Raw genomic sequence first — 11857 nt, 5'->3', positions numbered from 1 at the left:
CCCTCTACACAGGTGACAGAACAAGAATGACAGACACCTCCCTGAGCGCGCCGGGACTCTCCCGGCGCGGCGTGCTCAAGATCGGCCTGCTGGGCGGGGCCTTCCTCGCCACGGCGGGCGTCACGGCCACCCTGAGCGGCTGCTCGGCCAATACCCCGGCCAACGGTTTCGCCGTGCTGCGCGATTCCGACATGCCCTTCCTGCGTGCGCTGATTCCGGTGATGCTGGCCGGTGCCGTGCCCGCCGAGCGCATGGCCGAGGCGGTCAAGGGCACCATCGAAAGCCTCGACAACAGCCTCAACCACCTCTCCCCGGAGATGCTCAAGCTCACCGTGCAGCTGTTCGACGTGCTCGCCCTGCCGGTCACCCGCGGGCCGCTCACCGGCATCTGGGGCAGCTGGGACAACGCCAGCTCGGACGACGTGCAGAACTTCCTGCAGCGCTGGCAGAACAGCTTCATCTCCCTGCTGAAGATGGGCCACAGCTCGCTGCTGCAACTGGTGATGATGGCCTGGTACGGCCGCACGGAATCCTGGGGCCACTGCGGCTATCCCGGACCGCCGAAGATCTGATGTCACCAGAACAACAAGAATTCGCCTGAGAGATTCCCGATGCCCGTACCCGATCTGTTCGCCGAGGGCCTGGCCCGCGGCTGGAAAGTCCACAACGGCTCGCGCCTGGACAAGGACCTGACCCTGGAAGCCGATGTCGTCATCGTCGGCACCGGCGCCGGTGGCGGCACCACTGCCGAAGCCCTGAGCGCCGCCGGCTACAAGGTGCTGCTGGTGGAAGAAGGCCCGCTCAAGACCAGCACCGATTTCAAGATGCAGGAGTCCGACGCCTACCCCAGCCTCTACCAGGAAGGCATCGGCCGCATGAGCAAGGATGGCGCCATCACCATCCTGCAGGGCCGCGCCGTGGGCGGCACCACCCTGGTCAACTGGACCTCCAGCTTCCGCACGCCGGAGCCGACCCTGGAACACTGGGCCAAGGAACACGGCGTGAAGGGCCACAGCGTCGCCGAGATGGCGCCCTGGTTCGAGAAGATGGAGCAGCGCCTGGGCGTCGCGCCCTGGATCATGCCGCCCAACGCCAACAACGACGTGATCCGCAATGGCTGCGAGAAGCTCGGCCTGCACTGGAAGGTCATTCCGCGCAACGTCCGTGGCTGCTGGAACATCGGTTACTGCGGGATGGGCTGCCCGACCAACGCCAAGCAGTCGATGCTGGTAACCACCATCCCGGCGACCCTGGAAAAGGGCGGCGAGTTGCTGTTCCTCGCCCGCGCCGACCGCCTGCTGCACGACGGCAACAAGGTCAGTGGCCTGGAGTGCTCGGCCATGGACGAGCGCTGCGTCGCCCCCACCGGCCGCAAGATCACCATCAAGGCGCGTCACTACGTGCTCTCCGGCGGCGGCATCAATACCCCGGCGATCCTCCTGCGCTCCAAGGCGCCGGACCCGAATGGCCGCGTCGGCCAGCGCACCTTCCTGCACACGGTGAACTTCAGCGCCGCCCTGTTCGACGAGGTCATCAACCCCTTCTACGGCGCGCCGCAGTCGATCTATTCCGATCACTTCCAGTGGGACGATGGCGCTACCGGGCGCATGTCCTACAAGCTCGAAGTCCCGCCACTGCAACCGGCGCTCAGCGCCACCCTGCTCGGCCGCTTCGGCGAGGACAACGCGCTGCGCATGGAGCAGCTGCCGCACACCAACGTGATCCTGGCGCTGATGCGCGACGGCTTCCATCCGGACAGCGCGGTGGGCTCGGTCAGCCTGCGCGGCGACGACACCCCGGTGCTCGACTACCAGATGACCGACTACACCTGGGACGGCATCCGCCGCGCCTTCCACACCATGGCCGACATCCAGTTCGCCGCCGGCGCCAAGGCTGTGCTGCCGCTGCATGCCGATGCCGACTATGTGAAGAGCGCCAAGGAGGCCCACGCGCTGATCGACGGCCTGAGCCTGGAGCTCTACCGCACCCGTCTGGGCAGCGCCCACGTGATGGGCGGTTGCGCCATGGGCGAGGATTCGAAGCAGTCTGTCTGCGACAGCCTCGGCCGCCACCATCAGCTGGAGAACCTGTCGATCCACGACGGCTCGCTGTTCCCCACCAGCATCGGCGCCAACCCGCAGCTCTCGGTCTACGGCCTCACCGCACAACTCGCGGACGCCCTGGCCAAGCGCCTGGGCAAGGCCTGACGCGCAACCCGAGCGCCCATGCCGACACCTGCGCTTCCGTAGGGCGCATAACGCGCCAGCGTCATCCGCCGCAGGTTGGCCGGCGGATAACCCGTTCCGGGTTATCCGCCCTACGAAACAGAGCAGCATCAGGCAAGACAGCACGCGCAGGCTCTGGCACGGGGCCTGCGCGTGACTCACCGGTCTCTCGCCGGTTATCTCAGGTAGTCCGTTCACAGAAGCACTACCAAGGTCGCTTGGCCCCACGGACATGCTGCGTTACCATCCGCCCGCTATTGCACCAGCCTGCCAACAAGAGCCGACCAGGACGCCGCGATGAATCGAGTGTTGTACCCGGGTACCTTCGACCCCATCACCAAAGGCCATGCCGATCTGGTCGAACGCGCCTCGCGACTGTTCGACCAGGTGATCATTGCCGTCGCCGCCAGCCCCAAGAAGAATCCCCTGTTCCCGCTGGAACAGCGCGTAGAGCTGGCCCGCCAGGTCACCTCGCACCTGCCCAACGTGGAAGTCGTCGGTTTCTCGACGCTGCTCGCCCATTTCGCCAAGGAACAGAACGCCAACATCCTGCTGCGCGGCCTGCGCGCGGTGTCGGACTTCGAGTACGAGTTCCAGCTGGCCAACATGAACCGCCAGCTCGCACCCGACCTGGAAAGCATGTTCCTCACGCCGTCGGAGAAGTACTCCTTCATCTCCTCCACCCTGGTGCGCGAGATCGCGGCACTGGGCGGCGACATCACCAAGTTCGTGCATCCCGCGGTGGCCAGCGCCCTGGCCGAGCGCTTCAAGCGCTGACCGCGCAACCGCCAAGGACGGCGGTTTCCGTCTGCTGACTCCCCTTCGCGTGCACTAAACGCGCCGATACGGCACAATTTCACTATTGTTGCTACCGATCGCCATGGCTGCCGTCATGGTTGGAGTTGTTCGATGTCCCTGAAAATCACTGACGATTGCATCAACTGCGACGTCTGCGAACCCGAGTGCCCCAATGCCGCGATCTCCCAGGGCGAGGAGATCTACGTCATCGACCCGAACCTGTGCACCGAGTGCGTCGGCCACTATGACGAACCGCAGTGCCAGCAGGTCTGCCCGGTCGACTGCATCCCCCTCGACGAAAGCAACGTCGAGAGCAAGGATCAGCTGATGGAAAAGTACAAGAAGCTCACCGGCAAAGCCTGACTTCGCGCGTTTCGACACTTTTTCATTGAGTTCTCACAAACCCGGGGCGTTGTGGATTGTCTATCCTCCACCTTCGCCCCGTTTGGTTTTCCAGCCGGCCCTGCCGGCGGTTCGTGAGATGCCATGTCCCTGTTGAACTCCCGCTCCCGCGCCTCCCTGCTTGGCTTCTGCAGCCTCCTGCTGCTGAGCTTTGCCCTGCACGCCGCGGAACATCCGGCCCAGGCCAGCGTTGCCAGCGCGCACCCATCGGCTACCGTGGCCGGCCTGGAGACCCTCGCCGACGGCGGTAACGCCTTCGACGCCGCCGTGGCCATCGCCGCCGCGCTGGCGGTGGTCGAACCCTACGGCTCGGGTCTGGGCGGCGGCGGTTTCTTCCTGCTGCGCAAGGCCGGCAGTCCGCCGACCTACCACTTCATCGATGCCCGCGAGCGCGCCCCGCTAGCCGCCCACGCGCGGATGTACGAGCGCAACGGCAAGGTCGACCCGCAACTGTCGCTCAACGGCCCGCTGGCCGCCGGCATCCCCGGCCTGCCCGCCGCCCTGGCGGACATCAGCAGCCGCTACGGCCGCAAGACCCTGGCGAACAACCTCGTGCCGGCGATCCGCCTGGCCACCGATGGCGTGTCCATCGACCGCGTCTACATCGACCGTGCCTCCTGGCGGCTCGACGCGATGCGCAAGGACCGAGAAACCGCACGCATCTTCCTCGACCAGGGCAACCTGCCCGAGGAATACAGCCTGATGCGCCAGCCGCAGCTGGCCAATACCCTGGAGAAGCTGGCGCGCTACGGCCGCATCGGTTTCTACGAAGGCGAAACCGCGCAGAAACTGGTGGACGGCGTGCGCGCCGCCGGCGGCGTGTGGAGCCTGGAAGACCTCGCCAGCTACCGCACCGTCGAACGCCAGGCACTGCGCTACCCGCTGGCCGACGGCCGCGAACTGATCAGTGCCCCGCCGCCCTCCGCCGGTGGCGTGGCCCTCGCGCAGAGCCTGGGTATGCTGCAGCAACTGCCGTGGCAGAAGGCCGAGCCAGTGCAGCGCGCGCATTACGTGGTGGAAGCCCTGCGCCGCGCCTACCGTGACCGTGGTCTGCTGGGCGACCCGGATCGCGTCGCCAACCCGGTCAACCAGTTGCTCGCGCCGGACTACCTGAAGCGCCTGGCCGCCGGTATCGACCCGCAACGCGCCACGCCCAGCTCCTCCCTGCCACCGGCACCGGCCTGGCGCGAAGGCGACCACACCACCCACTTCGTGGTGATGGACGCCGACGGCAATGCCGTGGCTGCAACACTATCGGTCAACCTGCCGTTCGGCGCGGCCTTCACCGTGCCGGGCACCGGCGTGCTGCTCAACGACGAGATGGACGACTTCGCCACCGACGTCAGCGGCGCCAATGCCTACCAGTTGGCTGGCAGCCAGGCCAACGCAGTCGCCGCCGGCAAGCGCCCACTGTCGAGCATGAGCCCGAGCTTCATCGAAAGTCCCACCGAGCTGGCCGCCTTCGGCACGCCCGGCGGCAGCCGGATTCCCAGCATGGTGCTGCTGGCGATGCTGGACTACCTGGACGGCAAACCGGTGCAGCGCTGGGTGTCCTCGCCGCGCTACCACCACCAGTTCCTGCCCGACGTGATCGAGCATGAACCGCGCGCCTTCACCGCCGCCGAAATGGCCGACCTGCAACGCCGTGGCTACACCCTCAAGGATGTCGGCCGCGCCTACGGCAACCAGCAGGTGCTGCTGTGGAACAAGAAGTCCGGCGAAGTGCAGTCCGCCAGCGACCCGCGCGGCATTGGTCTTGCGACCGAGCTGGCGGCGCCGCTGCGCTGATCAGGGCAGGATAAGAGCCGGAGCGTCTTCTTCGCGGGCATCGAACAGGCCATGTTCGGTGCCCAGTTGCAGCACGTTGCGCAGGCTCTGGATGATCCGGCTGACGTAGCCCAGATCGTTCATCAGCGAGCTCATTTGCAGGCCGTCCAGCTCCTGTCGGCGCACCGCCGCGAACAGGCGCTGGCGGAACGCCGCGTCGAACTCCGCAGCGCTCTCGTCAAGCAATTGCAGGCGCGCTACCAGAGCCTCTTCCGGCAGGTCGCCACCGAGCAGCGAACCCAGCGCACGCACTTCCCGCAGCATGCCGATCAGGTGCCGGCGCAGTTCGACGTAGGTATCGCGCAGCGCCGAAGGCTCGCCGTGCAGTGCCTGGCCGAGGTTCTTCTGCAGGTGCTTGGCGTCCTTCACCGCGTCCACCAGTTGCAGCGCAACCACCTGGCAGGACAGCCAGAAGCGCTGGTGCTCCTCGTCCAGAGGCACTTCCAGGCGGCTCATGAAGCTCAGCAGGTCGCCATACACACCCTTGATATGGCGCTGGTAAAGCACCTCCGCGGCCAGCGCATGGCGATCCGGCGCAGCCTGCAGCTGGCTTTCATCAACCCGCGGCTGGTTGAGCATCTCCACCGGCAGGTACAGCGCGTGGCAGATCACCTCGATGCTCAGGCGCCCCAGATGGCGCAACTCCTGCAGCACCGCACTGGCGGCGGCATCGGCGGAATCCAGCGCGCGCTCATTCAGGTAGCGCGCATGGGTGCGTTCGATGGTGGGCAGTGCCGGCGCCATGTCGGTGATCAGCACCGCCGGCTCCTCGACCTCCGGCAGCCAGCGCACCAGCGCATTGGCCAATGCGCCCTGGATCGGCCAGAACAGCACCACGCCCATGCCGTTGAACAGGGTGTGGAACAGCGCCAGCTGGATCATCGGGTTGTCCGCCAGTCCCACCGGCGTCACCAGCCAGTGCACCAGCCAGGTCAGCGGCGCGAGCAGGAGGAACGCCAGCACCCCGGTCACCACGTTGAACAGCACGTGCGCCAGCGCCAATCGCTGCCCGCTGCGGTTGCCGCCCAGGGAGCCGACGAAGGCCGTGGTGACGCTGCTGCCAACGTTGGAGCCGATGGCGATCGCCAGGCTCTGGCCCAGCTCAAGCTGGCCACCGGCGAGGGCGGCAAGCGTCAGCATCAGGGTCGCGTGACTGGACTGCAGCACCACGGTAATGAGGATGCCGAAAGTGACGAACAGCAGCGCGCCGAGCATGCCCTCCGAGCGCAGTTCGCTCATGTCCATGGCGTCGCCGAAGCTGCCGAAGCCATCCTTGATCTGGTCGATGCCCAGGAAGATGAAGGCGATACCCAGCAGGATGCGCCCGGCGGCCTTGCTCTTGGCGCCGTTGAAGCCCATCAGCACGCCGAACACCAGCAAGGGCAGCGCCAGGGGACTCAGGCTGAGGTTCTGCCCGGCCAGCGCCAGCAACCAGATGCCGCTGGTGGCGCCGAGGTTGGCGCCAAAAAGAATGGCGATGCCACCGGCCAGCTGGATCAGCCCGGTGCTGATGAAGGCGATGGTGAGCAGGGAAACCAGGGTGGAGGATTGCAGCAGGAAGGTACCGAACAGCCCGAACAGCAGGCTCTTGCCGCGAGTCGCGGTGCTCTTCTCCAACCAGCGCTCAAGCTGGCTGCCGGCGAGGTCACGCAGGCCTTCTTCAAGGCACTGCATGCCGAACAGGAACAGCGCCAGGCCCGCCCCCAACTGCAGCAGACCGGCGCTGGACCAGAAGGTGTAGCCCAGGATGACGGCGACCAGCAGCAGAAGCAGCGGACGCAGGTGCTTCTTCAGGCCACTCAGCTTCATGGGCTACCTACGGGACTTACCCGGCAAGCCGGGCTGGCGAGGCGGACACGCCGCCCCGGAGCAGGACGACGGATCAGTCCTTCTTGTAGCCGCTGGTGGTGCAGCCCAGGCAGCGCACGAAGGCGGCCTTGCCCGGATCGACGACCAGCGCCTTGCCCGCTTCGCCGATGTTGCCGCCGGCCGCGCTGAACGGCAGGGTCACCACGAAGGCCGCAGCGCCCACTACGGTCGCGCCGATCAGCAGCGGACGCGCGATCAGCAGGTCGCCAATCATGGAGTAGAACGGCGGGGCGGAGACGACGTAGGTCGGGTCGCCGCTGACATTGCTCACTTCTTCCTGAGCAACGGCCGGCAACACCGAGAATGCACAGACCAGGGCCATTGCAGTGGCGGCGGTGCGGAACACGTTCATGGAGGGAAGTCCTTTTTTGTGTAGTTGGGCAGGCAGACTGCCATAACTATAACAGCGCTCCGTGACTTGTCGCGTGACAGCCTTCAATCGCCGAAGAATGCGTATTCAGGCTTTTTCGGCACGAAAGGCCGGTAGAAGGCCAGCATGCGGCGCAGGTCGGCGGGTTCGTCGCCAGTGGGCCAGAACGGCTCGCCGATGACGATGCGCCGGCCGGGGTAATCCAGCGCCGCCAGCACGATGGGCACGCCCGCGCCACGGGCGATGTGATAGAAGCCCATTTTCCAGCGCTCGACCTTCTTGCGCGTGCCCTCCGGGGAGAGGATCAGCATCATCTCGCGGTTGTCTGCGAAGGCCTGGATCGCCTGGTCCACGGTGTTCAGCTTGAGGTGGCGCTGGATCGGGATGCCGCCCCAGCGGCGCATCAGGCCGCCGAAGGGTGCGCGGAAGATAGTGTGCTTGCCGAACCAGCGGGCGTTCAGGCGCAGCACGAACTTGACCGCCAGGAACAGGATGAAGTCCCAGTTGGACGTGTGGTGTGCGCCGATCACCACGAACTTGTCGAGTTTGGGCAGCGCACCTTCGATACGCCAGCCGGCCAGGCGCAGCATGCTGTGGCCGAGTGCTTCGGCGAACGGGTTGCGGGGCAGATAGTTGCCGGACATGAATCACCTGAAGGCCCCTCGTCGGGGGCCTTTGTTGTTATGGCGGAGGGAGGATCGGGCAGATCGGGGCGGCAGCTTAACGGCCGCCCCTGGGCCTCAGCGTTGGCAGCGCGGACAGTAGACGCTGGCGCGCTGGCCGAGACGCACTTCGCGCAGGGTCGAACCACAGACCTTGCACGGCTCGCCTCCGCGCCCGTAGGCGAAGAGCTCCTGCTGGAAGTAGCCGGGCTGGCCATCGCCGCCGACGAAATCGCGCAGCGTGGTGCCGCCGCGCTCGATGGCAATGGCGAGGATGCGCTTGATTTCCTGGGCGAGCTTCACGTAGCGCGCCCGCGAGATGGTTCCGGCCTCGCGGCGCGGGTCGATACCGGCGGCGAACAGCGCCTCGGTGGCGTAGATGTTGCCCACGCCGACCACCACCGCGTTGTCCATGATGAAGGGCTTCACCGCCATGCTGCGGTTGCGCGACAGCTGGAACAGGCGCTCCCCCTCGAAGGCATCGGTCAGCGGCTCCGGGCCCAGGTTGCGCAGCAGTTCGTGCTCCAGCGGCGTCAGGCTCCAGAGCAAAGCACCGAAGCGACGCGGGTCGGTGTAGCGCAGCGCCATGCCCGATTCCAGCTCGATGTCCACATGCTCGTGGCGCGCTGCCGGCGTGCCGCATTCCACCAGGCGCAGGTTGCCGGACATGCCCAGGTGGCTGATCAGCGTGCCCACCTCGGCATTGAGCAACAGGTACTTGGCGCGCCGCTCCACCTTCACGATGCGCTGTCCGGACAGGCGAACGTCCAGGTCCTCGGGGATCGGCCAGCGCAAACGGCGCTCGCGGACGATCACGCGGCTGACGCGCTGGCCTTCGAGGTGGGGCGCGATGCCCCGGCGGGTGGTTTCGACTTCAGGTAATTCGGGCATGGATGACGATATCTGAGGGACTTTTACGTAGGAGCGAGCTTGCTCGCGAACCGCCCGGCAAGTAAATGCCGGGCGTACGCCTACCGGATGAAACGCAGGTCAGTCCAGCGCGCGCGCCAGCTGGATCAGGTCTGCGCGCCACGGTGCCGCCTTGGGCAGAGCCAGGAAGGACTCGTTGAGCAGACTCTCCCGCGCTTCATAGGTGAAGGGCTCGCCGCGCACGTCCAGCACTTCTCCGCCAGCGCCTTCCAGCACGCCCTGGGCCGCGGCGGTATCCCACTGGCTGGTCGGCGCCAGGCGCGGGTAGCAGTCCGCCGAGCCTTCGGCGAGCAGGCAGAACTTCAGCGAGCTGCCGATGCTGGCCAGGTTCAGGTTGCCGAAGCGCTGCGCCAGGCCGGCCAGCAGCTTTTCCTGCTGCGGGCTGGAGTGGCGCTTGCTGGCCACCACGGTGAAGACGTCGTCCGGCTCGGTGCGCACTTCGATGGCTTCGGGCTCGTCGCCGCGGTCCTCGCACCAGGCGCCCAGGCCAGCACCGCCGTAGTAGCAGCGGCCGCTGGCCGGTATGCCGACCACGCCGAAGACCACCCGGCCGTGCTCGATCAGCGCGACGTTGACGGTGAATTCGTCACTGCCGGAGATGAACTCCTTGGTGCCGTCCAGAGGGTCCACCAGCCACCAGCGAGTCCACTGGGCGCGCTGCTCGAAGGGGATGTTGCAATCTTCCTCGGACAGCACCGGCACATCCGGCGCCAGCGCGCGCAGGCCGTCGGCCAGTACGCGGTGGGCAGCCAGGTCGGCGGCGGTCACCGGCGACTCGTCGGCCTTGCTCTGGACATCCAGGTCGCCCTGCCAGAACGGCAGGATCACATCGCCAGCCTTGTGCACCAGGTCGATCACGGCAGGCAGAAAAGCATTCATCACGGCTGGAATTCCCCTCGTTGGGTCAGCAGGTCACGTACCAGGTAGAGCGCGGCCAGCGCCCGTCCTTCACTGAACTGGGCATTCTGGGCGAGGCTGGAAAGCTCGCGCAGGCTGATCTTGTCCACGCCCATCGGCTCGGGCTCGTCGCCGGGCAGCGTTTCCTCGTAGAGGTCGCGGGCCAGCACCACCTGGATGCGCTGACTCATGTAGCCGGGGGACAGCGACAGTTCGGTGATGTATTCGAGCTGGCGGGCGCCATAGCCGGCCTCCTCCTTCAGCTCGCGGTTGGCGGCGTCGAGGATGTCCTCGCCCGGCTCCACCAGGCCCTTGGGCAGCGACAGCTGGTACTCGTCGACCCCGGCGCAGTATTCCTCGACCAGCACGGCGTGTTCGGCATCGAGCATGGCGATCACCATCACTGCACCGTAGCCCTGTCCCTTGCCCACCAGGCGCTCGTAGGTACGCTCGACGCCATTGGAGAAGCGCAGCTGCAGCTCCTCGACGGCGAACAGCCGGCTTCTGGCAACGATCTCTCGGGCGAGGACCGTGGGTTTCTGACGCATGGGGCGACTCCTGGGGGTGGCCGGGTCGGCTATGATAACCCGCCTTTTCCGATTCTCCGTGTCAGATATCGCGCCGATTCCGTCCACCGGCGGCGCAATTGCGACACCCTTTTGCGAAAGCCCAGCATGCCGCGCCTGCCCTGGAACCAGATCGACACCGTCCTGCTCGACATGGACGGCACCCTGCTCGATCTGCATTTCGATAATCACTTCTGGCTCGAACACCTGCCGCAACGCTACGCCGAGCACCACGGCATCAGCCGTGCCGAGGCCGATGCCGAGCTGCTGCCGCTGTTCCGCGACAACGCAGGCCTGCTCAACTGGTACTGCCTGGACTTCTGGAGCCGCGAGCTCAAGCTGTCGATCCTCGACCTCAAGCACGAGGTCGCCGACCTCATTGCCCTGCGCCCGGACGCTGACCTGTTCCTCGCCGAACTGCGTCGCCACGGCAAGCGCGCGGTGCTGATCACCAATGCCCACCGCGATTCGCTGTCGCTGAAGCTGCAGCGGGTGGAGCTGTCGCCCTGGTTCGACCGGCTGATCAGCTCCCACGACTACGGCTTCCCCAAGGAAGACCAGCAGTTCTGGCAGGCGCTGCAGGCGGACGTCGGTTTCGATCCGGCGCGCAGCCTGTTCATCGACGACAGCCTGCCGATCCTGCGCGCGGCGCGAACCTTCGGCGTCGCCCAGTTGCTGGCGGTGCGCCAGCCGGACAGCCGCCAGGGGCCGAAGGACACCGAGGAATTCGCCGCCCAGGAAGACTACCGGACGCTGCTCGAAGGGTTGTGAATCGCCGGGCTGCAGAAACAGCGAGCCCGGCGCTGGGCCGGGCTCTCTGGCTTTACTCCGGAATCCGCAGCACCTGGCCGGGATAGATCTTGTCCGGATGGCTAAGCATCGGCTTGTTCGCCTCGAATATCTTCATATAGGCGTTGGCGTTGCCGTACTCGGCCTTGGCGATGGCGCTCAGGGTATCGCCCTTCTTCACGGTGACGAAGCGCGCCTCGGCAGCAGGAGCCGCAGAAGCGGCGACGGTGATGTGGTCTTCCACACCGGAAACCCCCGCGACGTTGCCCAGGGTGAGGAGGATCTTTTCCTTCTCTTCCTGGCTGGCCACTTCACCGGTGGCGATCACCTTGTCGCCCTCGACGCTGACCTGGATGTTCGGGTTGCCCAGGCCAACCTTGGCAATGTGGTCCTTGAGCGATTCGGCGGCTTGCGCCTCCTGGCCCACAATGCTTTCCCACAGTTTCTCGCCGGCTTCCTTCACGAACGCAAAAATGCCCATTTCCAACCTCCCTACGGTTACAGTGACAGGCGGCCGGCATT

At 66.2% G+C, this 11857-nt stretch carries 13 protein-coding genes; 6 read left to right on the top strand and 7 right to left on the bottom strand.

Annotated elements, in window-relative coordinates; genetic code table 11:
* Positions 1-26: 26 nt before the first annotated feature.
* The 5 genes from IB261_RS01915 (at position 27) to ggt (ending at position 5213) form a co-directional block, all read left to right on the top strand.
* Entirely contained in the window at positions 27-572 is a 546-nt protein-coding gene (locus IB261_RS01915) for a twin-arginine translocation pathway signal protein (RefSeq protein ID WP_192383354.1), read from the top strand.
* A 39-nt stretch (positions 573-611) separates the two neighbouring features.
* The gene (locus tag IB261_RS01910) at positions 612-2207 is read left to right on the top strand and encodes a GMC family oxidoreductase (protein WP_192225496.1); all 1596 of its coding nucleotides are present in this window, start codon (positions 612-614) and stop codon (positions 2205-2207) included.
* Positions 2208-2522: 315 nt separating this feature from the next.
* Positions 2523-3002, top strand: a complete 480-nt coding sequence (coaD, locus tag IB261_RS01905; RefSeq protein ID WP_024767001.1) for a pantetheine-phosphate adenylyltransferase — start codon at positions 2523-2525, stop codon at positions 3000-3002.
* A 132-nt stretch (positions 3003-3134) separates the two neighbouring features.
* Positions 3135-3386 carry a YfhL family 4Fe-4S dicluster ferredoxin gene (locus IB261_RS01900; RefSeq protein WP_017521427.1) on the top strand — a complete coding sequence of 84 codons (252 nt, stop codon included), beginning with the start codon at positions 3135-3137 and terminating at the stop codon, positions 3384-3386.
* Between the two features lie 123 nt (positions 3387-3509).
* A complete protein-coding gene (ggt, locus tag IB261_RS01895) occupies positions 3510-5213 on the top strand; it encodes a gamma-glutamyltransferase (protein ID WP_192383355.1) in 1704 nt (567 codons plus the stop codon).
* On the opposite strand, the gene IB261_RS01890 is transcribed toward ggt, so the two are convergent.
* The 6 genes from IB261_RS01890 to nudE all read right to left on the bottom strand — a co-directional run bounded on the left by IB261_RS01890 (position 5214) and on the right by nudE (position 10528).
* Positions 5214-7061, bottom strand: a complete 1848-nt coding sequence (locus IB261_RS01890; protein WP_151189038.1) for a Na/Pi cotransporter family protein — start codon at positions 7059-7061, stop codon at positions 5214-5216.
* Between the two features lie 73 nt (positions 7062-7134).
* Positions 7135-7473: a multidrug transporter gene (locus IB261_RS01885; protein ID WP_151189037.1), complete on the bottom strand. Its 339-nt coding sequence runs from the start codon at positions 7471-7473 to the stop codon at positions 7135-7137.
* An 83-nt stretch (positions 7474-7556) separates the two neighbouring features.
* On the bottom strand, positions 7557-8135 hold the full coding sequence (locus tag IB261_RS01880; protein ID WP_151189036.1) for a lysophospholipid acyltransferase family protein: 579 nt from the start codon (positions 8133-8135) through the stop codon (positions 7557-7559).
* A gap of 96 nt (positions 8136-8231) precedes the next feature.
* A complete protein-coding gene (gene mutM / locus IB261_RS01875) occupies positions 8232-9044 on the bottom strand; it encodes a bifunctional DNA-formamidopyrimidine glycosylase/DNA-(apurinic or apyrimidinic site) lyase (RefSeq protein WP_081519558.1) in 813 nt (270 codons plus the stop codon).
* A 99-nt stretch (positions 9045-9143) separates the two neighbouring features.
* Positions 9144-9962, bottom strand: a complete 819-nt coding sequence (cysQ, locus tag IB261_RS01870; protein ID WP_139791632.1) for a 3'(2'),5'-bisphosphate nucleotidase CysQ — start codon at positions 9960-9962, stop codon at positions 9144-9146.
* On the bottom strand, positions 9962-10528 hold the full coding sequence (nudE, locus tag IB261_RS01865) for an ADP compounds hydrolase NudE (RefSeq protein ID WP_081519556.1): 567 nt from the start codon (positions 10526-10528) through the stop codon (positions 9962-9964). Before nudE ends, cysQ begins: the two co-directional genes overlap by 1 nt.
* Before the next feature lie 126 nt (positions 10529-10654).
* Between nudE and yrfG the strand changes: the two genes are divergently transcribed.
* On the top strand, positions 10655-11317 hold the full coding sequence (yrfG, locus tag IB261_RS01860; RefSeq protein ID WP_081519555.1) for a GMP/IMP nucleotidase: 663 nt from the start codon (positions 10655-10657) through the stop codon (positions 11315-11317).
* A 52-nt stretch (positions 11318-11369) separates the two neighbouring features.
* Here the strand turns inward: yrfG and lysM are convergent, their stop codons facing one another.
* On the bottom strand, positions 11370-11816 hold the full coding sequence (gene lysM / locus IB261_RS01855; protein WP_081519554.1) for a peptidoglycan-binding protein LysM: 447 nt from the start codon (positions 11814-11816) through the stop codon (positions 11370-11372).
* Between the last annotated feature and the right edge of the window lie 41 nt (positions 11817-11857).

Origin of the sequence: Pseudomonas sp. PDM20 (assembly GCF_014852575.3) — a bacterium.
Classification (GTDB): domain Bacteria; phylum Pseudomonadota; class Gammaproteobacteria; order Pseudomonadales; family Pseudomonadaceae; genus Pseudomonas.
The sequence above is the reverse complement of the archived record's forward strand: the minus strand, read 5'-3'. Positions and strand labels throughout refer to the sequence as shown.